This window comes from Neobacillus sp. Soil_C_43 (genome assembly GCF_057656715.1).
The window spans coordinates 12,666-33,008 of sequence record NZ_JBDGJV010000025.1 but is presented as its reverse complement, the minus strand read 5'-3'; the positions used below and the strand labels follow the sequence as shown (position 1 = coordinate 33,008).

Below are 20,343 nucleotides of genomic sequence, written 5' to 3'. Positions count from 1 at the left end.
TGGTCTTTTTCTGAAAATTTTTCGTAGGAGAATGTATACCTTATTCTACAATATTAATAGACTTGAACTACTTGTTAAAAATAGTCATAACATTTCGGACGGATTGTGCAGATTTATCTAATGCAGATTTCTCTTCAGGAGTTAACGGGATCTCAATAATACTTTCTATTCCATCCCCGCCAAGAATGGTCGGAACCCCTAAATAAAGATCATGATATCCATATTCACCTTCTAAATAAGCGATGGATGGTAAAATGCGCTTTTTGTCTTTAAGAATGGCCTCTGCCATTTGGACCATTGATGCGGCAGGAGCATAATAAGCACTTCCTTGTCCAAGTAAATTGACAATCTCACCGCCGCCCTTACGCGTTCTTTCTACAATTGCTTCAATCCGATGCGGTGGGAGAATTTTATCAAGTGGGATTCCTCCAGCATAGGAAAAGCGTACTAAAGGTACCATATCATCCCCGTGACCACCAAGTACAAACCCAGAAATGTCCTCAACTGATACATTCAATTCCTGGGCTACAAATGTGTTAAAACGGGCTGTATCTAATACACCTGATTGACCGATTACACGATTCTTTGGAAACCCGGTCGTTTTATAGCATACATACGTCATTGCATCCACCGGATTACTTAGAACTATAATGTAACTATTAGGCGCAAACTTTTTCACGTTTTCTGATACTTGCTCGATAATTTTAGCATTTGTTGACACTAAGTCGTCGCGGCTCATTCCCGGTTTCCGAGCAATCCCTGCTGTAATAAGCACTAAGTCAGCATCTTGGATATCCTCGTAATTTGACGTTCCAGTAATATTTGCATTAAATCCCTGCACAGGACTTGCTTCTAACATATCGAGTGCTTTCCCTTTGGTTGGATCACTTTGAGCTGGAATATCTACTAAAACCACGTCACCTAATTCTTTCTGAGCAAGCATCAATGCAGCCGTCGCACCGGTAAAGCCTGCTCCGATTACTGCAATTTTTCTCCGTTTGAAAGCCAATTTCTTCTCCTCCTATTTTCTATACTCATAGTAGGTTTTCAGATTAATCGTTTAGTTGCTTGGAGGTTCTTCTTGTGTAGAATCAACTTTAGGTGAAATTGATTTTGCTTTTGTATCCTTTTTATTTGTTTTCGATATTTCTTGATTCTTTTTTGGCTGCTCTGCAAGAATCACTCCTACACCATCGTCAGGACGTGGAATCACATGTGCAGAAACCAGCACTCCTGCCTTAGCTGCTGCATACTTGCCTGCATCAACGGCAGCCTGCACGGCTCCTACATCGCCTTCCACTAATACAGCCACAAGGCCTGCATCTACCTTTTCTTTCTTTATGAGCCTGACATCTGCCGCTTTTACCATTGCATCTGCAGCCACGATGGAGGCAATTAACCCTCTCGTTTCAATCATTCCTAATGCCTTCGCCATGCTCGGCACCTCCTGTAACGTCTATCGAATCAATTATGCCTATAATAAGGGCATCGATAGGTAGACTAGTCTCTGCTGCCATATTCGTTGCAGCACTACCTAAAGTTACCATCACTTTGTCCCCAACACCTGCACCAATTCGGTCTACAGCAATAAAGGGGGTTTGAATTGGCGATCCGTTAGGAAGCTCTGGCTGCACAAATAAAAATTTCAATCCAGTTAAATGGTCTTCCTTTCTAGTCGCCCATACATTTCCGATTACTGTACCTACTTGCAAAAAAATCATCTCCCATCGTTAGTCAATTACCTTGATGGTTTTCCCTAACTCTCTTGCGGTATCACGTGCTAAAGGGGTTACGATTGTACGCTTATATATCGTAATTGTGTGGTTCTTCCATGTTTGTACATCTCTTTGTGATAAAAGCTTATTCTCAAAGACGACTGGTTCATTAAGTTGCTCAATAGCCGTTTGCTTTTCGGGAAGTTTGACAAAACTTTCCCTCTTTACATCGTCCATTTCCTCATATCTCTCTAGAATACCCATATCTCCGCTAGTAATCAGACCTGCATTCGCTTCATCCGTATCAATATGCATCTCCAACTTATATCTAGCAGACACACGAATGAGTACTTTTTCAAAGGATACAGGACGTTCATCGCCCGTTCTAATCCGTACATATTCTCCATTCTCCACACCAAAATTCAATGCATCTTCAGGTGTCATATGGATGTGTGCCTGGGCTATGATAAGACCTTCTTTTTTAAAAATACTTCCTTTTGGGCCTACTAGTGTAATAGAAGCAGATTCATTAATATTTCCAGATTCACGAATCGGAGGTTTTACCCCCAATTTAACCGAATCTGTTTTACTTACTTCTACTTGAGTGAGCGAACGGGCAGGACCAAGAATTCTGACCTTTTCAATAGAACCCCTTGGTCCAGCAATCATCACCGTTTCATTTGCAGCAAACTGACCTGGTTGTGATAAATCAGCTTTTTTAGTTAATTCATAGCCTTTACCAAATAGCACCTCTAAATCACTTTGACTTACATGACAGTGTCGGGCGGAAACAGCCATCGGAATGTTACGAGTCACCGAATTTTTATTCAAAAATTGCTGAATGACCTCTTCCACGATCATTTGAATGGCCTGTTTATTCATCACTTATGCTCCTAACCTAGTAAGCTAAAGATTAGAGTTCAGCTTCTAATTTTGGTAAAATGCTTTCCAATTCATTGTGTGGACGTGGAATGACGTGAACAGATAAAAGCTCCCCAACACGTTGTGCAGCTGCAGCACCAGCATCTGTTGCTGCCTTTACCGCACCTACGTCCCCGCGTACAAATACAGTTACAAGGCCTCCTCCAACCTGAACTTTTCCAATAAGGTTGACGTTTGCCGCTTTTACCATTGCGTCAGCTGCCTCAATTGATGCCACTAACCCTTTTGTTTCAACCATTCCTAATGCTGTTAACTCTCTTGCCATTGTCCATTCCTCCTATTAGTTCATTTGATATTTTTTTAAAACTTGATTCACCATTTCAGAAATCAAACTTGGATCTACATTTCCTGCGAGATTTACTTGTTTTAAAACCTGTTCTACAATTTCAGATACATTTTCGGTTGATTCTGATTTTACTTGACTAGGTTGATTGCCTGACTTTGGAATGATAACTTCTTTCGTTCCATATGCCATTCTTTTTATATTGATTAAATGCTTGGCAGATACATTGTCTGAAGTAATATTGCCTCCAAAAGAGCCACAGCCAAGTGTCAGTGATGGCACGAGACCAGTTGTAGCACCAACCGCCCCAATCGAGGAGAGCGTGTTTACCATCAACCTTGAAACTGGCATTTCTAGGGCAAATTCCCTTGCTACCTTGTCATCATTCGTGTGCAGGGATAAACTATGTCCTCTCCCTCCAAGGTTTAGCAAGCTTAAGCATATTTCTTTTGCCTGATGATAACTATCCGCTGTGTATAGGGCTAGGATGGGTGAAAGCTTTTCTATAGAGAAAGGTACATCCTTGCCTACTCTTGTTTCTTCAGCCACTAAAATTCTTGTATCTGAAGGAACAGAAATTCCTGCCATTTCAGCAATTTTCAGTGCACTTTGTCCTACAATATTAGGATTTAATTTTCCAGGAAGCGGTGAAATGACTTTTTCTAAATTGACTTTTTCTTGATCATCCAACAAATATGCGCCATTTTTCTTTAGTTCTCTAATCGCTAACTGCTGGACATTGCGATCAACCACCATGGCTTGTTCTGTTGCACAAATCGTACCATGATCAAATGATTTGCTTTCCACAATCATTTTCATAGCTTTTGCTATATCCGCTGATTTTTCAACATAAACCGGAACATTACCAGGACCTACCCCATAAGCTGGTTTTCCTGAGCTATAAGCCGCCCGGACTAAATCTTTTCCACCCGTTGCCAGGATTAAGTCAATGTCACGATGTTTCATTAATTCCGTCGTTGCTGCCATCGTTGGTTTAGAGATCCAGCCGATAATTCCATCAGGTGCTCCTGCCTCTTTAGCAGCCTCCAAGCAAATTTCCAATGCCGCTATCGTACATTTAACTGCTCTAGGGTGTGGGCTAAAAACTATTCCATTTCTTGTTTTCAAGCTAATTAATGCTTTAAAAATAGCCGTCGAAGTTGGATTGGTCGTTGGAATTATACCTGCGATTACTCCAAATGGTGCCGCCACTTCCACTACTTTGTTAGCATGGTCCTCTTTAATAATGCCAACTGTCTTTTCATTCTTGATAGATTGGTATACAGCCATTGATCCGACATCATTTTTCATTCGTTTGTGTTCAACAATACCCATTCTTGTTTCTTCAACCGCAAACCTTGCTAATTCAAATGATTTAGCAAAAGCAGCCTCCGCAACTCGCTTCACGATTGCGTCGACTTGCTCTTGTGAAAACGCCATGTACTTCTGTTGCGCTTCCTTTGCTTTTTGAAGGGCATCCCGCATTTCTTGGATTGATCGTAAATCATGGTCAAACTGCACCTGGGATACACACCTTTCTTTTAAAAATAGTAGTTAGTTAAATTTGTCTTGGATTTCTGCTGATATCAAGAATGACTTCACGGAACGCATCTGCTGCTGCCTGACAGGCTGATTGCGAACCGGTCAGTAGTCCCCCTCCAAAGTTCGTTTCTGAAGGAGGGCCAAAAAATTTAACTAACTTTACGTCTGCTGCCTTTAACGCTGCATCAATTCCATAAACCGCCTCGAGTGGCGGAGCAATCAAGTAAGCAAGTGCTTCCCCTTGCCTGATACCAGCTTCTTTCGATAAATAACTTCCCGTCCTTGCTACCACGTGGGCATACAACGCATGGCTTTTATCCTCATTTACCGCTTCGAAAAAAGCATCGTTTTCTGCTGTCTGGATGACCGCCTCCATTCCACTTTTCACTTCATCTGGTGTTGGACCAGCAAGGATGCCAATCATTTCACCTGATAAGGGTCCAGAGGCATGTGCTGCACCCGCATAGAACGAGCGAGCATAAACAACCTCAACATCCGCTCTTTTTGTAGCCTCATCTAATGCTGTATATCCAACATCATCGATGGTGGAAGTAAAAATGGCCAGGCTTCGATGATTGGGCTGTAGTTGAAATTGCTCGGCCAGGGCGGAGTCTACGTTTGGGATTATTCGGACAGCTAAAATTTCTGCATGAATTCGCTCTAAGGTCACAAACAAGTCCTCCCTTATTGTTCTTTTTGAACTAGCGAAACTCCACTAGCTTGATATTTTAATATTTTTTGAATGACTGTACCTAGGTAGGCACCGGCTTCAACCGGTGGGATTCCGCCTTTATGAATATTTGATACAACCATTCGGTCCGCCTCAATTGTTCCTATGCGCGGTTCATAGCATAGATAGGCACTAAGAGATTCCGCACTCACAAGACCTGGACGCTCACCAATCAAGTACACAAGCACTTTTGGCTTTAACAGCTCTCCAACATCATCCATGGCAGCTACTCTTCCTTTTTCAATGAAAAAAGGTGTCCCAACATCAAGGCCTAATCCTTGTAGCGCTTGATTAAGAGACAAATAAACATCCTCTAAGTTTTCATCAATCGCCTTTGAACTTAAACCATCTGATACAATGATTTGAACAGTCGGAGATTTTTTGCATTTTTTTGTAATCAGTTGCTTAGCTTCTTCAGAAAGCTTGCGCCCAAAATCAGGACGTCTTACATACACTTCTTTGTCAGACACCTTTGTGTTAACTTTAAAAAGCGATAAACTTTCTAATAAACCAGGATTTACATCACCGTACACAGCATCCACTGCAGCTGCATGATCGTAACGAAACTTCAACCAGGTATTCGTTTTAGGTCTTAGTCCCGCTCTCCCCACCCCAATTCTTGCAGGTGTTTTACTAATCAAAGATGCTAATTCATCTTTATCAAATGGGGATTCAATTCCAATAACAGGCTTTGACTCTATGTTAATTTCTTCAATTTCATCTTGTATGGTTTGGTGCATCTTTTTATCACTCGCAGAAGGGGGTGATTGACCATCTGCATTATGGTTCCAAAACTTCACCTCTACTTCTGACGACGTCTGTTCATCGGTCACCACAGTTTGTGATTGTAATTTTTCATATATTAATTTGGTAATTTGTTCAACTAACTCGGGATTCATTCTAAACACCTCCTACCCTCGAAAAAATAGTTGGATCTCCTGCCTTTTTACTTAACTTTCCATTTTCAAAAATCCCCATCTTTTCAAGCCACTCCTCGAATAATGGAGCAGGGCGCTTATTCAATGTTTGTCTTAAGGTTGCCACATCGTGATAACTTAAGGACTGGTAATTCAACATGCAGTCATCACCCATTGGTGCAGCAATGATAAAATTCACTCCAGCAGCGGTTAAAAGCACACCTAAATCCTCAATATCATTTTGATCTGCTTTTATATGGTTTGTATAACAAATATCTACTCCCATCGGAATCCCATGCATTTTGCCCATAAAGTGATCTTCTAACCCTGCTCGGATTACCTGTTTATTGTTGTACAAATATTCTGGCCCAATAAAGCCAACCACTGTGTTTACGATATAAGGATCAAAGTATCGAGCAAAGCCATAATTACGTGATTCTAAGGTCAATTGATCAATGCCATAATGTGCCTCTGCCGATAACTCAGAGCCTTGACCCGTTTCAAAATACATACGCTGTGGCCCTGTTCCAGTTCCATATACCTTAGCCATTTCATTGGCTTCTTCTAAAAGGGAAGCAGTAATACCAAATGAACGGTTAGCGGCTTCGGTTCCTGCGATACTTTGGAAAATCATATCTGCAGGAGCTCCTTGCTGAAGTGCTTTCATCTGAGCAGTGACATGGGCTAGCACACAGTTTTGTGTCGGTATTTCCCATTTTTGAATGAAGTCATGGGTAGCGTGTAGCAGTCTCTTTACACTTTCTACTGAATCATCCACGGGGTTGATTCCAATGACCGCATCACCAATTCCATAGGAAAGACCTTCTTTCATGGATGCCATCATTCCCTCAACATTGTCTGTTGGATGGTTAGGCTGTAGTCTTGAAGCAAGCACCCCTTTTTGACCAATCGTAATATTACATTTTGATAGAATCTCAATCTTGTTTGCTGCATGAACCAAGTCTAAATTGGACATGATTTTCGCAACTGCAGCGATCATCTCACTATTTAAACCTCTGCTTAACCGCTTTAAATCTTCTCCAGTGGTTGTATCATTTAGGATATACTCCCTCAGCTCGGAAACGGACCAATTTTTAATCGATTGATAGATTGGTTCATTGATTTGACCTTCAATAATGCGTGAGACTTCATCTTCATCAGGAGATAGTAGCGGGTTCTCCCTAATATCATGAAGTGTTAGGTTGCTTAATACTTCCTTTGCAGCTATACGCTCTTGTACGGTTTCTGCTGAAAGACCTGCTAAGCGGTCACCTGATTTTTCTTCGTTTGCTTTTGCAAATAAGTCCTTTAATGAGGAAAATTGGTAGACTGTGCCGAAATAATTCGTCTTTAATCTCACCTGAAAGTCCTCCTTTCTTCATTCTGGAATGTTAAGGTTTTTATGATGACCGGAACGACATCGGATTCTAGTACGCGCCCAATGTCTAAATAGTCACCATTTTCAACGGTTATTTGATCTATGCAAATGACCGATTGCGAAGGATTTTTCCGATTAATCGTTTGTCCGAGTACTTTTGCATAATCTCTATCTAAAACAAGGACTACGGGCTGCGAACGATTAGGTTTTTGCTTCAGCCCTTGAAGGATGCATTCTGCCCATTCGTCAATTTCTCGGAAGCGTAAATAGGGTAGATTCGAAAAATATAGGGCAAAATTCTGACCTTCCTTCTGGGGATCATATAGTTCAATTGCTTCTGTCACCTTTTTCGAAATAGAATCCACTACCTCGTTAAAATCATTGTCAAATCGGATTTGAAAAACCGGCAAATTCTTAAGTGGTAATTGGCTACTATCTACCTCAATGGTCGCCCCGCTGATTTCCGTTGTTTGCAACCCTGCACCTAAGACGGTTGCCCTTACAGTTTCCTCCGGCTTGACCCAGGACCATTTATGTAAGACCTTGTTTTCTTTCAAGGAAGCAGCCAGAACCATGCCGATGTCATCATATTGGGCTGGGTTAGCAGACTCGTCTTCATAACGATAGATACATTCACCAACTCCTCCTGAAAACATAATAGCCTCTACATCTTCCTGCCAATTAGGTTCATGACCTAATAAAAGGAAGTGGTCTTCTTTCGTAAGTGACTTTTGTAGCATCCTTCCAATTACACCAGCCATAAAATCAGTAATTCTCTTTATTTCATTTACACTTATGGATTGTCCTTCATTTATGATTGTCCCCCAATGATTAAGCAGATTCTTCACAGGGGGTGAAATACTTTTGATTATTGAGTCGTGAAATTCTATAAGTCTACCGCCAATATGGAGTGTACAAGTGCCACAAAGTCGCCCTGATTTATAAACGGCTATATTTGCTGTTCCTCCACCGATATCAATATTGGCAGTGACTTTTCCTGATGATTTCGAGTACTCATAGGCACCAGAACCCTTTGCAGCAATGATCCCTTCTAGATCTGGTCCGGCTGTTGCTACCAAAAATTCTCCGGCATGATCCGATAGCTGGTGGATCATTACTTCTGCATTTGTCTTCGTTGCTGTTTCTCCCGTGATGATGACAGCCCCGGTTTTAATATCTTTAGGCTCAACTCTTGCTTTTTTATATTCATCTTTTACTAATGCCTCAATCTTCCCGATATCGATTGATGTTTGAGAAAGAAGTGGTGTTCGATAAATGGGACTGCGATAAACGACCTGCTTATCAATTATCTCGATGCGAGGAACATGTGCACCGCCAGCCATATTCATCAATGTAAACTTACTAATCACTACTTTAGTTGTACTCGTTCCGATATCAATTCCAGCACTTATCATTTCTTCTTTATGTGGGCTAGTAAATTTCATATCCCATCTCCCCAAAAACAAAGGCGCCCCTTTTAAACCATCCAAGATTAGATGGTTTAAAAGAGGCGCCTTTGCCTGTAAATTCATTTGTGTAACCATAATATAATTTATTTTCTGAATACTGTAAAGGCTTTCATTCAAAAAAATATATACGGGGAAGGATGATTGTCGATATACTCCTTCATTTCCTGTATCGTATTCATGCCCACCAGCATTTTAATTTCCTCTATCCCCTCATTTTTAAGGGAAGATGTAATCACAATGGGCCCTCTGTTCACCATTACCTTTTTTAAAAGGGAGACAGCTAACTCGATATCTGCCTTATCGGAATCACTCTTTGTGACGACACCAATCGGAAGTTTATTTATACCTGTACTAAACCCATGAGGGAAAATCATCTTTTTCTTCGTACTATCCTGTAAATAAAGGACATGAGTAACCTCAAGTGCGGTTGCCATGATATTTTTATAAAAAAATGGGTTTTCACTATATTCACCAGGAGTATCCACAATCCAATCAAAATATAGTAGGGATTGTGTTTTTACCGCTTTTACTTCTCGGCCAAGGAGAGCATTTGTTAAGGTGGATTTTCCTGCACCAATTGAGCCGATTAACATTGCTCTGTTCTTCATTTGGATTCTCCTTTTCAGAAATTAAGACTTTGTAATTTGCGCTGGTGTATAGTGAAGGGTATCCGCAAGAAACCGGTTGATTTCCCTCATGGCCATATCTACTTCTGATACATTCCCGACAATGACTAAGCTGCCTGTAAAGCGATCGAGGAAACCTAATTTTACATTTGCTGCCTTTGTTGCTAAATCTCCAGCAATAATAACCGTTTCACTCGGTGTTAATGTTAGGATTCCTAATGCACCACTTTCCTGGATACCCAATTTCTCAAACATATCTGGATCTGGATTTGCAATTAAATGGCTTAATGTCACTTGTTTACCAGGGACAAATTCTTGAATAAATCTCTTTTTCTCATCACTCATGAGAATACCTCTCCATTTCTTTTAATAAGACAAAAAAAGCTTAATAGACCTTATTTTTTATAAAAATAAAATCTATTAAGCTCCATTGCTTATGGTTATTTACTTGTAATCATTCTGTCTAACTGGGGTATTTCAAGAGAATGTATTTAGCTACCTTTTCCAATGGGAGCTGTTTTTTCATACTGATATTTCTCATCTTATTGTAAGCCGTTTCTTCTTGTAAATTCAATTGTTTCATTAAAATTCCTTTTGCTTTTTCAATTAATTTGCGATTTTCCAGTTCTTTATTCATTTCTTCTACTTTTTCTTTGTAAAGGCTTGTGTTTTCTGCCTGCCTTAGAGCGATCTCAACTGCAGGGATTAAACTGGCTTCAGAAATGGGTTTCACTAAGTAACCTAAAATATTGGCCTGTTTTGCTTTTTCAATATATTCCTTTTGGCTATAAGCAGTTAAAAGAAGAATAGGAATATCAAATTTGTTAGAAATAATTTCACTGGCTTTCAGCCCATTCAACTTTGGCATTTTTATATCCATGATGATTAAATCAGGTTTTAGTTGAAAAGCTAATTCAACAGCCTTTTCCCCATCAGCTGCTTCGGCAACAACCTCATACCCCGCATCCTTTAACATGAGTGAAACATCCAAGCGAACGATTGACTCGTCTTCTACTACCATAATTCGTTTTTTCAAGATTAATACTCCCTTTCTAAGGGGAATTCAACTGTGGCGATCGTACCCTCACTTGTTCCAATGATAGTAAATTCACCTGATAAATCATGTTCTATCATCATTTTTACAATATCCAAACCTAAAGACGGCTTCATAGTAGACTGACACCCTATACCATTATCCTTAACTTGAACTTTAATCATAGGTGTATAATTTTGAATGGTTACAGCAATTTCACCTTCATTTAATCCAGTAAAAGCATGTTTAACACAATTCTGAATAAGTTCATTAATGACCAATGCAACAGAGACAGCAACATTTGATTTTATTAAAAGTTTAGGACCTGAATATGTGATTGTAATATTTTTACTATCATGGTCATCACTACATACCAACATATTGCCTATTTTTTCAATTAAACTAAAAATCTCAACATCATCAATACTAGAATTTGATAGGATGATTTCGTATACAGAAGCAATGCTTAATATCCGATTAAGACTTTCAATAAAATGAACCCTGCTTTCTTCTGGAACCCCTCTCCTCATTTGAAGCCGCAATAGGCTTGCAACAGTTTGAAGGTTATTTTTTACACGGTGATGGATTTCGCGAATAGCAACTGTCTTAACTGTAAGTTCTCGTTCCTTTTCCCTAAGTTCAGTCAGGTCACGAAAAATAATGAAGGAACCACTGTTATTATCATTTTGGACCAGGCCGATCTTTTTCATTTGAAACACTTTATTCTTTATCGTTACTTCTTGAATGAGTAATTCGTCAGGAAGCAAACAAACCTCATGTAAGTTAGGAAAACATTCTAAAAAGGAAGTTCCATTTTTATACTCTTTGGAACACATTTCGAACAATAGATTCATAGCAGACGGGTTTGCATATTGAATTCGTAATTCAGAGTCTATGATAAACAAGGACTCTTCAATCACTTCATGGATAAAGGGACTATTTTCAGCGATTCCGAGCAGAAGCTCACTTAGAGTCTCATTTGCCTCTGTTAGCGTTTTCAATTTATCTTGATTTTGAAGCTTATCACTGATATCCTTTTCCATAATTAACGTCCCAATCACCCGGTTATTTATGCCTTCAATAGGGACCACACTCTGCTCTACTTTTTTCCCTTCTTGTGTTAACGCATGGTTCAAGAAGATAGGCTTTCCTGTTCGAAGTGCATAAAAAACAGCTGGTTCAAACGTTTCATAGGCAAACTTACCGACGACAGGATTTTTGTATACCGATTTAGCTGTTGTTGGTGACGCCTCCGCTACGACAATCGCATGCTTTCTTTCGCTTGTTGGACAATCGATAAAGACATTTGCTTGATTTAAATCAGCAATTAATGAAAGATTTTGTACCACATCATTTATCTTTTGAATGTCATCATCTGAGAGATCTGTATGTATTTTGCACAGGGAATACACTGCATTTATTTCATGATTTGTCATCCATTTACCCCCTGTTAGTAACTAGTAGTATTTAAATATATTAAATATTTTATATATCATCATTTGTAGTGTCAAATTAAGATTCTGGAAAGTAATAATATTCTAAACACAAAAAAGAAGCTGCATTTGGCAGCGACTGTTTATAACCGTTTAATAATCCTTTTACGTTTTTCAAATGTTGCAACTCCCTTAACCCCCATTTCCCTTAGGACTCCCGCATTCTCGGCAACATAATTTCCAAGATCATCTGGAAAATGAGCATCTGAGGACAAAGTAAATGAGACATTCTTGTTGACAAGAATTGATAAAAAATCAGGCCCTGGGCACATTTCTTTTACAGGATAGCGGTAATAAAGACCGGCATTTATTTCAGTTGCAGTATCCGTATCAATAAGAGCTTGGGCAATCCGTTCTTGCCATGTTAGGGTAAATGATTCGTTTTCTGCACGTACATTGAAGACTTTTAAGTTATCTAAATGAGCCACAAAATCAAACAAACCTGACCGAATCATTTTCTCTACAGTCCCGTAAAAGTGAGTATATAAAGTAAGAGTGTCCCATTCATTAAAAATGTGGATGGTTTCTGGATTGTCGAACCCCCAACCGTTAACAAAGTGGACAGACCCAATAACAAAATCCCATGGATAGTCCCCAAGCAATTTTGATAGTTCTTCTTCCCCTCCTGGAAAATAGTCAGCTTCGAGACCGAGTTTTAAATGTACACCTTCTTTTTCCCATATTTTTTTTGCATTAAGTATTACTTCGACAAAATGCTCCATTTCTTCATTCATCACTTTCGATAACCAGTAATTCTGTAATGATCCAATGGTGTCATTCTGATCAAGATTCACTCTTTTGGAAAAATAATCAGCTGCTTCACGAAATCTATAAAGATGATCGACAATTCCAACCTCTTTTATCCCCAACTGTTTTGCTTTACGTAAATATAAATGTAACCATTCTTCACTATAACAACCCTTTGACATACGCTCTTGTAAAGAATTTACTTGCTCTATAAGTCTTCCTCTAGAACCAATAGATGAAAAGGGGACTCCCTGAAATGCTTCTAATGCCTTTGCTGTCCGTGACAGCCATTTAAAAGAATAGGGCCCTTCCTCTAAATGAACATGGTAATCTATGAGCATACCTAGATTCCTCCTTTCTTAGCTAATCAATGTCCATTTAATATTTTTACGATTTAGTGATTTCACCCAATCTTGGGGACAGTGTTTATTGGTAATAATTTCATTTACCATATCTATAGAGCAGATGGAAAAAAAAGATGACTTACCTACTTTCGAATCATCTGTCAGTAAAAAGGTTGAAGTACTCTGTTTAACCATCTCCGCTGAAACAAGTGATTCATCAAGGTCATATTCATAAATAGTCGTTTTAGTTATTCCGCCACATGAAATAAACGATTTGTTAATTTTCATTTGCGAAAGCATTTCAAGGGTCATGGCTCCTGCAACGGAAGATTGCTCCGGATTTGTTATACCACCAAGCATTATGACCCTCCCTGTCATTCTTTTTTCTTCTAATGCCAAATTGAATCTTTCTGCTGCTGCAATTGAATTAGTTACAACAGTCACATTTTCTAGGTTTTGTATCATATCGGCGATGTGAACGGTTGTTGTCCCTACATCTATAGCAATAAAATCTCCATTGTTAATATACTCTGCGGCCCTTGCTGCAATTTTTATTTTTGCCTCCCTATTCAAATCCAGCTTACGTTGAAAAGCTAATTCCTTTTGCGAAGGAATAAAGGTTACCGCCCCACCATGAACCCTTGTTAACAGTTCTTTATTTTCTAGTTCGGCAAGGTCACGACGAATCGTTTCTGGAGTCACGTCTAACATGCCCGCAAGTTTAGAGACCCAGATTTTTTTCTCACCTTCTAACCTTTTTAATATTGTTTTTTGTCTTTCTTCTTTTATCACATTCATTTAAGTCCCACCACATCTTCTGGCTCAATAAAGCAGTCATAAATTTTTCCCTTTTGCAAGGTTCCTGTCCCATGATGCAAACGCTCGCAAAGAAAACGGATTCTCTCCGCTTCAAAAATAGTTCGAATCACATTACCGTGCATCGTAGAATCAATCGCTTCAGCCCGTATATGATAGGATGAAGGTGTTTGACTAAAGTGAATAGCTTCCGGACGTATGGCGTATTTTCCAAAGTCATCCCCTAAATGACGTTCTATTAGTTTTTCTAATTGTTCTCGTAGGATAATATTGTAATTCCCTATAAATCTCGCAATAAATTCTGATCTCGGCCTTGTATAGATGTCAATTGGTGTTCCCCTCTGGGCAATTTCCCCTGTCTTCATTACAAAAATGTGATCCGAAACAGCCATTGCTTCCTCTTGGTCATGAGTAACAAGTATCATTGTCATTTCCATCTCTCTTTGGATGTTGCGTAAATCTGTTTGAAGCCGCTTGCGAATTTGTGCATCTAGAGCACTTAGGGGTTCATCTAATAACAATACTTTTGGACGTACGACTAGAGATCGGGCTAAGGCAACTCGTTGTTGCTGGCCACCAGATAAATGGTTAGGATATGCGGCCTTTTTTTCGGTAAGGTGTACAACATCTAGGATGTGATCAACCCTCTCTTTAACCTCTGACTGTGGAACCTTTTTCATTTTAAGTCCAAAAGCCACATTATCTTCCACCGTCATATTTGGAAACAATGCATAGGACTGAAACACCATTCCTATTTCTCTATTCATAGGTGTTACATTTCTCATATCTTTACCATCAATATAAACAGATCCTGAAGTTGCTTCTGTTAAACCTGCTAAGATACGTAATATGGTACTTTTTCCACACCCACTCGGTCCAAGAAGTGTAACAAATTCACCTTTATTCACTTCCATGTCAATTCCAGATAATACAGTTGTTTCATGGTATATCTTTTTTATATCCTGAAGCAGTACATAACTCATCCGCGGGTAACCCCTTCCGACTTTTTCGCTAAAAATGCAGTAATAACAGTTGTAACCCCCATAAGAATGATATAAATTAGAACAACTGCACTAGCAATATGACCATTAGATTTTAAAACGGCAATTAAAAATATTTGAACCGTTTCAAATTGTGAACCTACCAATAAATTAACTAGTACAAATTCTCCAAAAAGAACAGAAAAGGATAAGATTGATGCAACGAAAATTCCTGGATAGATGGATGGTAGTAAGACACGCCTAAAGGCCTCCAGTTTTCCAGCCCCTAATAGCTCTGCTGCATCCATTAATTCTCTTGCATTTAAGTTTCTTAAACTATTTCGTGTCCCTTGATACATAAATGGAAGAATACCAATTACATAGGCACCCAATAAAATAAGGACCATAGATAGACCTGTACCTGAATATGAATTGATCAAGCCGACAGCTAGAATGATAGGTGGGAACGCATAGACCATCACTACCATAGATTGTATCCACTTCTCATATTTAGGATAGTAAATCACAATAATCAATATAGCTGGAATCATTAGAATAACTGCTAATATGACCGCACTCCCAGAAAGGACTACTGATCTACCAAAGGCTTCGATAAATCGTAAATCATTAAATAAGGAAGAAATCCATTTTAGTGTTAGGCCCTCAGGAAACACTGTTCTATTCCATTCAGTTGAAATCGCGTAAAGAGCGGTTGAGATAATCGGCAAAGCCAGGTATAAACTGGTAATGGCAAAAACGAAACTATTAAACCTTTTCATGGCTGGGCCAAATCCTTTCTAGACTTCTTGATAAACCACTCATTTAGCAACATAGCAGATACCATTGTCGCTCCAAGTAACACTGCAATAGCACAAGCAAATTCAGGCTGTGCAAAAATATCTCCTTTAATCAAAGATCCAATTTTAATCGAAGCTAAATTATAACTACTTGCAGTTAATGCATAAGCGGATGCATAAGCACCCATGGCATTGGCAAAGAGAACACTAAATGTTCCCGCAATTCCCGGCAGTAATATTGGGATGCCAATTTTCCACCAAAAAACAAATGGTGATGCTCCAAGCAGTGAAGCTGCTTCTTTCCATCGGTCCTGAATCCCATAATAAATGGGATAAAGCAGCATGAGCGCTAAAGGAAGCTGAAAATAAATATAGACTAATAACAGCCCGCTCCAGCTATATAAAGAAAACGAAGATGAAAAATCTACTCCCCATTTTTTAAAAAGAAGGGTGAAGAGACCACTATTTCCTAGTAGGATAATAAAGGCAAATGCAAGTGGTACGCCCGAAAAAGTGGAAGTGAGGTTTGATAATATTAATATTTTTTCTCTTAAAGATTCCGAAAAGCGCATAATCGTGTAAACAGATAGCAGTGATACTATAAGCGCTATAAAAGCAGACAATAATGACAAGGTTATACTATTCTTAAATCCTTGCAAAATATAGCTATCCGTTAATGCGTTTTTGTAATGTTCAACTGTGATTCCTGTAGATGCTGACGTAAAGCTGCTAATTAACATATAGATCATGGGGACAATAAAGAATAACAAAACCATTGTCAAGAAGGGCAACATTAAAAAAATGGTATTTTTTTTTCTGCTCACAGCACCAAATCCTTTCCTTTTATCTCATCTTTTACAGGAATAAGAAATGGTATCATATCCTTGGACACTGCTATTCCTAGTAAATGACAGGCAAGAGGAGCTATTTGCAGCTGTGAAACAACCTCCTTGTAGATACCTGGTTTTACTTTTTCAGAGAAAATAAACAATGGGACATGACGGTCAGCTATCGAATTTCCTCCATGATTTCCATCTGATGTCATACCATGATCTGCTGTTACAATAACGTCATAGCCCCGTTCCAGACACACTGGCAAAAATTGAGCTAAAAGAGAGTCTACGCTCATAACTCGATTTCTATATTCAACAGAATCAGCAGTATACTTATGACCATCGTCATCGACATTCATTGGATGGATATACAAAAAGTCAGGTTCCTTTTCTTTTAATAGCCAAAGTGCGTCGGCAAACAAATGGCTATCAGGGTAATGGTCCTCAAAATAAAAAATTCCATTTTCAATTGGGTGCTTTTGATCTAATTGAATACGGTCCTCCCCCCATTGGAAAGGTGCACGATTGTAAAGCTCACTAACCCAATAATAAGCCGCAGCAGCGGTTGATTTCCCGCTGCTTTTGGCTAAATGAAATAGGCTCGTTTGTTTAGATAATCTAACAACCTGGTTGCCAGTAATACCATGTAAATGTGGTGGAGTTCCAGTTAATATGGTCTCGTAAAGCGGACGTGACAATGCGGGTAATTCGGAACGAACTTCAAAGCGGGCCACTTTTTTATTTTCCACAAGATGATGCATAAAACCCATGTGTGAACATGCAGTATCAAAACGCAGGGCATCAATTACAATTAAAACCAATCGGTTATTTGACATGGATGAGTACCTTTTCCTGCCACATTTGTGGGATGGTCTTTGTTGTCTCCGCCCATGCCTTTTGATCTCCTACAGGACGCGCATTCTTATAAAGTTCGTCTGGTAAAAGAAGTGCCTTTACATCATCGGACAATTTTGCATTTTCGCGAATTGGTCTTGCAAACCCTTTTGCTAGATTTTCTTGACCTGCATCAGATAAAATATATTCACGTGTTAACATGGCGGCATATGGATGTTTGGCGTATTTGTTAATGACAGTTGCATAACCTGATGTAACAGATGCTTCTTTTGGAATGGTAATTTCAAATCGATTCTTATCAATTTGACTACTATAACCTAACGCATTAAAGTCCCAAAGAATTGCAACTTCAATCTCACCTTTTTCAATATTTGCCACACTTGGATCTCCAGATAAACGGCCTTGCTTTGCTAATTCAGCATAGAAATCAATACCAGGCTGCAGATTCTTTTCATCTCCACCGTATGCATAAGCGGCTGCAAGAATAGCAAACTGTGCTTGACTTGCCACCAATGCGTCCCCAATACTCACTTTATAATCTCCATTTTTAAGGTCCTCCCAAGAGGTTGGTGGATTTTTCACTTTGTTTTTATCAGTTAGAAAAGCAATGGTTCCAGTGTAGCCAACAATCCAGTTCCCCTTATCGTCTTTTGCCCAATCGGGGATATCATTCCAATAAGAAGTTTTATAGGGAATTGTCAAATCTTTTTCTACAGCGATTGGTCCAAAAGCAATTCCAACATCCCCTATATCCCCACTCGCATTTTCTTTATCTGCTTCAAACTTTGCCAACTCTTCCGCACTAGACATATCTGTATCTTTATGTTTAATTCCGTATTCACTTGTAAGTTCTTCCCAAGTTTCTTTCCAATTTGCCCATGTGTCTGGCATAGCGAGTGAATTAATTTTCCCTTCTTTTTTCGCCTTCTGAATAATCTCATCTAAAGGAAGGTCTGTTTTCACTTCCTCTTTTTTCCCTGATGAACAAGCTGACAAAATGGATATAGACAAAACTGTGACGAGAATACTCTTCCAGAGATGTTTGATTTTCATTTGTATGCCCCCTTTTACTTTTGGTTGACTTTTGTTTCTATCATGAATATATACAAGACCACAAAAAACATACCATTAAATTTCTAAATATTTAAAATATTATCAAACCAATGTTTTTGTTTATTTGGTAATTTATTTGGCAATAATAACCTCGATAAAGATTGAAAGGATGGGATGTTTGATGTCATTAGAATGGTTTGACAGAGTATGTGGGGAATTACAGGATCATCTTGAGTCTATTTGTGAAGAATATGATCAAGTTGGTCAAATGACAATTGAAAGAGCTGCCAAACATCCAAGAATCGAGTTTTTTGTCGATACGGCAGATGTTGATACCGAAGAACTTGATCGTGATTATTTCTGCACCTTGTTCTTTGACCCGCAAAACGAGGAATTTTATATTGATACTTTCGACGTTGACAGTGGGCATACAGCGAAGATCATCCTTTCTGACATTGAGGAAATCATTCAAGAGGTTCATGAGAGCCTGCATGATTATATGAACGACGATGATCACTATACAGATGATGGAGTATACCTCAACACTTCTGAAGAATGTGATGTTGAGGATGAAAGCGAAGTTATATATCAAACTATTGATGAAGATAATACCGATGAATACTACGAAGCAGAACAACTGAATGAAGACGATATTTTTGAAGAAATCGATGTGGAATGGTCAACACCAGAGGTAACTGCCTTTAAGCATGAGGATGAAGTCGAAGTTACCTATCAATTTGGGGTAGTACAAGAAACCGGAGATGGTGTCCTCAAACGAATTAACCGGATTTGGACAACGGATGAAGAGTTAATTAAAGATGAATCTCATTTTATTTTTAGTAAGGAAGAAGCAAGTACCATTATTGCGATGATTGCTAGCCATATGGACCAGTTAAGCGAGTTTGATTTTTGATAAAAAAGGAGGAGCATGCCACTGTGGTATGCTCCTTTTCCTCAATCAACTGTATAATCGATTTCAATAAGATCCCATGCTGTAATGATTCCAAGAGGTGCCTCATCCGCTTTTCCATTCTCAGTGATTATTACCCCCTCTAGCTTTCGCTTCTTTTTATGAGCCTTTTCAAAAATATTTTCCACCTCAAAAATATTAATATCTTTAGGTACGATTTCGATTGGGTGTTCCTTTTCGTACATCATAATATCGGATACATGGATGTCAGATAAGTTCACCATACTGTTTTCCATATTTTGCGCCATCCATTTTACTATTGACCCTGCTGTCAGAAGACCGATACATGTTTTGTTTTTATAAATTGGAAATTTTGAATAGCCGTGCTCTTTAATAGCTGTTGTTACTTTTAAAACACTATCCCGGTAATCAAAGAAAACCACATTTTTCGTTGCAATAGATAGTGCGTAATTAGGCCGGCTAAACACGTTAGCAATTTTTTCAATATGAGACACCACCTTGGCATTTGGCTCAGCAATATAAAAGCCAATCTCCATTTTTTCATGAACTATGGCATTACGAAGTCTAGCATACTGTTCTAAGTCCTTTTTATAGGTGTCAATCATTTGATATTTTTTAGCGCCAACCTTGACCAATACCACAAATCTATCATCTTTAATCTGTACGATATCCCTAAGTGCATCATGTACTAGATTAAATGCTACCTCAAAACGCTCCGATAGTAACGGACTCTGTTTTTTATTCATATAAGACTAGCTCTCCCATTTACATTGCTTTTTTATATTATTTATCCACTATTATTAGTGTAAAATCAATACTTGCTAATTTCAAGAAAATTCTGTTTCCCCTATTTATTCGC

At 38.8% G+C, this 20,343-nt stretch carries 22 protein-coding genes and 1 pseudogene; 1 reads left to right on the top strand and 22 read right to left on the bottom strand.

What is annotated here, in order from left to right; translation table 11 throughout:
* Positions 1-67: 67 nt before the first annotated feature.
* The 21 genes and pseudogenes from mdh to AC3A54_RS23170 form a co-directional block, all read right to left on the bottom strand.
* Positions 68-1,009, bottom strand: a complete 942-nt coding sequence (mdh, locus tag AC3A54_RS23270; protein ID WP_308083748.1) for a malate dehydrogenase — start codon at positions 1,007-1,009, stop codon at positions 68-70.
* Between the two features lie 51 nt (positions 1,010-1,060).
* On the bottom strand, positions 1,061-1,435 hold the full coding sequence (locus AC3A54_RS23265) for a BMC domain-containing protein (RefSeq protein ID WP_487656383.1): 375 nt from the start codon (positions 1,433-1,435) through the stop codon (positions 1,061-1,063).
* Positions 1,410-1,712, bottom strand: a complete 303-nt coding sequence (locus AC3A54_RS23260) for a EutN/CcmL family microcompartment protein (RefSeq protein ID WP_308083746.1) — start codon at positions 1,710-1,712, stop codon at positions 1,410-1,412. Before AC3A54_RS23260 ends, AC3A54_RS23265 begins: the two co-directional genes overlap by 26 nt.
* A 240-nt stretch (positions 1,713-1,952) precedes the next feature.
* A pseudogene (locus tag AC3A54_RS23255) lies at positions 1,953-2,597 on the bottom strand (phosphate propanoyltransferase); the annotation flags it as partial.
* A gap of 31 nt (positions 2,598-2,628) precedes the next feature.
* Entirely contained in the window at positions 2,629-2,922 is a 294-nt protein-coding gene (gene eutM, locus AC3A54_RS23250; protein ID WP_307287352.1) for an ethanolamine utilization microcompartment protein EutM, read from the bottom strand.
* Positions 2,923-2,937: 15 nt separating this feature from the next.
* Positions 2,938-4,461 (bottom strand): aldehyde dehydrogenase family protein, encoded by a 1,524-nt coding sequence (locus AC3A54_RS23245; protein ID WP_487656382.1) that lies wholly within the window; start codon positions 4,459-4,461, stop codon positions 2,938-2,940.
* A 37-nt stretch (positions 4,462-4,498) separates the two neighbouring features.
* A complete protein-coding gene (gene eutL, locus AC3A54_RS23240; protein WP_487656381.1) occupies positions 4,499-5,152 on the bottom strand; it encodes an ethanolamine utilization microcompartment protein EutL in 654 nt (217 codons plus the stop codon).
* 14 nt (positions 5,153-5,166) lie between these two features.
* Entirely contained in the window at positions 5,167-6,111 is a 945-nt protein-coding gene (gene eutC / locus AC3A54_RS23235; protein ID WP_487656380.1) for an ethanolamine ammonia-lyase subunit EutC, read from the bottom strand.
* A 1-nt stretch (position 6,112) separates the two neighbouring features.
* Positions 6,113-7,489: an ethanolamine ammonia-lyase subunit EutB gene (locus tag AC3A54_RS23230; RefSeq protein WP_487656379.1), complete on the bottom strand. Its 1,377-nt coding sequence runs from the start codon at positions 7,487-7,489 to the stop codon at positions 6,113-6,115.
* Positions 7,486-8,952, bottom strand: coding sequence for an ethanolamine ammonia-lyase reactivating factor EutA (locus tag AC3A54_RS23225; protein WP_487656378.1), 1,467 nt, complete (start codon positions 8,950-8,952; stop codon positions 7,486-7,488). Before AC3A54_RS23225 ends, AC3A54_RS23230 begins: the two co-directional genes overlap by 4 nt.
* 137 nt (positions 8,953-9,089) lie before the next feature.
* Positions 9,090-9,584 (bottom strand): EutP/PduV family microcompartment system protein, encoded by a 495-nt coding sequence (locus tag AC3A54_RS23220; protein WP_308083740.1) that lies wholly within the window; start codon positions 9,582-9,584, stop codon positions 9,090-9,092.
* 21 nt (positions 9,585-9,605) lie between these two features.
* A complete protein-coding gene (gene eutS / locus AC3A54_RS23215) occupies positions 9,606-9,947 on the bottom strand; it encodes an ethanolamine utilization microcompartment protein EutS (RefSeq protein ID WP_430119005.1) in 342 nt (113 codons plus the stop codon).
* A gap of 118 nt (positions 9,948-10,065) precedes the next feature.
* Positions 10,066-10,638, bottom strand: coding sequence for an ANTAR domain-containing response regulator (locus tag AC3A54_RS23210; RefSeq protein ID WP_487656377.1), 573 nt, complete (start codon positions 10,636-10,638; stop codon positions 10,066-10,068).
* 2 nt (positions 10,639-10,640) lie between these two features.
* Complete coding sequence (locus AC3A54_RS23205) at positions 10,641-12,071, bottom strand: histidine kinase N-terminal domain-containing protein (RefSeq protein ID WP_487656376.1); 1,431 nt, start codon at positions 12,069-12,071, stop codon at positions 10,641-10,643.
* Positions 12,072-12,211: 140 nt separating this feature from the next.
* Complete coding sequence (locus AC3A54_RS23200) at positions 12,212-13,216, bottom strand: histidinol phosphate phosphatase domain-containing protein (protein ID WP_487656375.1); 1,005 nt, start codon at positions 13,214-13,216, stop codon at positions 12,212-12,214.
* A gap of 18 nt (positions 13,217-13,234) precedes the next feature.
* On the bottom strand, positions 13,235-14,017 hold the full coding sequence (locus AC3A54_RS23195; protein ID WP_335546355.1) for a DeoR/GlpR family DNA-binding transcription regulator: 783 nt from the start codon (positions 14,015-14,017) through the stop codon (positions 13,235-13,237).
* Positions 14,014-15,018, bottom strand: a complete 1,005-nt coding sequence (locus AC3A54_RS23190) for an ABC transporter ATP-binding protein (RefSeq protein ID WP_487656374.1) — start codon at positions 15,016-15,018, stop codon at positions 14,014-14,016. The genes AC3A54_RS23195 and AC3A54_RS23190 overlap by 4 nt, the downstream gene beginning before the upstream one ends.
* Complete coding sequence (locus AC3A54_RS23185) at positions 15,015-15,794, bottom strand: ABC transporter permease (protein ID WP_487656373.1); 780 nt, start codon at positions 15,792-15,794, stop codon at positions 15,015-15,017. Before AC3A54_RS23185 ends, AC3A54_RS23190 begins: the two co-directional genes overlap by 4 nt.
* The gene (locus tag AC3A54_RS23180) at positions 15,791-16,606 is read right to left on the bottom strand and encodes an ABC transporter permease (protein WP_335546361.1); all 816 of its coding nucleotides are present in this window, start codon (positions 16,604-16,606) and stop codon (positions 15,791-15,793) included. The genes AC3A54_RS23185 and AC3A54_RS23180 overlap by 4 nt, the downstream gene beginning before the upstream one ends.
* Positions 16,607-16,632: 26 nt before the next feature.
* Positions 16,633-17,481 (bottom strand): alkaline phosphatase family protein, encoded by an 849-nt coding sequence (locus AC3A54_RS23175; protein WP_487656372.1) that lies wholly within the window; start codon positions 17,479-17,481, stop codon positions 16,633-16,635.
* Positions 17,471-18,553, bottom strand: a complete 1,083-nt coding sequence (locus tag AC3A54_RS23170) for an ABC transporter substrate-binding protein (protein ID WP_335533705.1) — start codon at positions 18,551-18,553, stop codon at positions 17,471-17,473. The genes AC3A54_RS23175 and AC3A54_RS23170 overlap by 11 nt, the downstream gene beginning before the upstream one ends.
* 181 nt (positions 18,554-18,734) lie before the next feature.
* On the opposite strand from AC3A54_RS23170, the gene AC3A54_RS23165 reads away from it, so the two are divergent.
* Positions 18,735-19,466, top strand: coding sequence for a hypothetical protein (locus AC3A54_RS23165; protein ID WP_487656371.1), 732 nt, complete (start codon positions 18,735-18,737; stop codon positions 19,464-19,466).
* Between the two features lie 41 nt (positions 19,467-19,507).
* Here the strand turns inward: AC3A54_RS23165 and AC3A54_RS23160 are convergent, their stop codons facing one another.
* Positions 19,508-20,230, bottom strand: coding sequence for a CBS domain-containing protein (locus AC3A54_RS23160; RefSeq protein ID WP_487656370.1), 723 nt, complete (start codon positions 20,228-20,230; stop codon positions 19,508-19,510).
* Between the last annotated feature and the right edge of the window lie 113 nt (positions 20,231-20,343).

Excerpts from the sequence above, each read along its gene's own strand:
- AC3A54_RS23265 (WP_487656383.1), bottom strand. The coding sequence starts at position 1,435 with ATGGCGAAGGCATTAGGAATGATTGAAACGAGAGGGTTAATTGCCTCC.
- eutM (WP_307287352.1), bottom strand. The coding sequence starts at position 2,922 with ATGGCAAGAGAGTTAACAGCATTAGGAATGGTTGAAACAAAAGGGTTA.
- eutC (WP_487656380.1), bottom strand. The coding sequence starts at position 6,111 with ATGAATCCCGAGTTAGTTGAACAAATTACCAAATTAATATATGAAAAA.
- AC3A54_RS23225 (WP_487656378.1), bottom strand. The coding sequence starts at position 8,952 with ATGAAATTTACTAGCCCACATAAAGAAGAAATGATAAGTGCTGGAATT.
- AC3A54_RS23220 (WP_308083740.1), bottom strand. The coding sequence starts at position 9,584 with ATGAAGAACAGAGCAATGTTAATCGGCTCAATTGGTGCAGGAAAATCC.
- eutS (WP_430119005.1), bottom strand. The coding sequence starts at position 9,947 with ATGAGTGATGAGAAAAAGAGATTTATTCAAGAATTTGTCCCTGGTAAA.
- AC3A54_RS23205 (WP_487656376.1), bottom strand. The coding sequence starts at position 12,071 with ATGACAAATCATGAAATAAATGCAGTGTATTCCCTGTGCAAAATACAT.
- AC3A54_RS23200 (WP_487656375.1), bottom strand. The coding sequence starts at position 13,216 with ATGCTCATAGATTACCATGTTCATTTAGAGGAAGGGCCCTATTCTTTT.
- AC3A54_RS23195 (WP_335546355.1), bottom strand. The coding sequence starts at position 14,017 with ATGAATGTGATAAAAGAAGAAAGACAAAAAACAATATTAAAAAGGTTA.
- AC3A54_RS23190 (WP_487656374.1), bottom strand. The coding sequence starts at position 15,018 with ATGAGTTATGTACTGCTTCAGGATATAAAAAAGATATACCATGAAACA.
- AC3A54_RS23185 (WP_487656373.1), bottom strand. The coding sequence starts at position 15,794 with ATGAAAAGGTTTAATAGTTTCGTTTTTGCCATTACCAGTTTATACCTG.
- AC3A54_RS23180 (WP_335546361.1), bottom strand. The coding sequence starts at position 16,606 with ATGTTGCCCTTCTTGACAATGGTTTTGTTATTCTTTATTGTCCCCATG.
- AC3A54_RS23175 (WP_487656372.1), bottom strand. The coding sequence starts at position 17,481 with ATGTCAAATAACCGATTGGTTTTAATTGTAATTGATGCCCTGCGTTTT.
- AC3A54_RS23170 (WP_335533705.1), bottom strand. The coding sequence starts at position 18,553 with ATGAAAATCAAACATCTCTGGAAGAGTATTCTCGTCACAGTTTTGTCT.
- AC3A54_RS23165 (WP_487656371.1), top strand. The coding sequence starts at position 18,735 with ATGTCATTAGAATGGTTTGACAGAGTATGTGGGGAATTACAGGATCAT.
- AC3A54_RS23160 (WP_487656370.1), bottom strand. The coding sequence starts at position 20,230 with ATGAATAAAAAACAGAGTCCGTTACTATCGGAGCGTTTTGAGGTAGCA.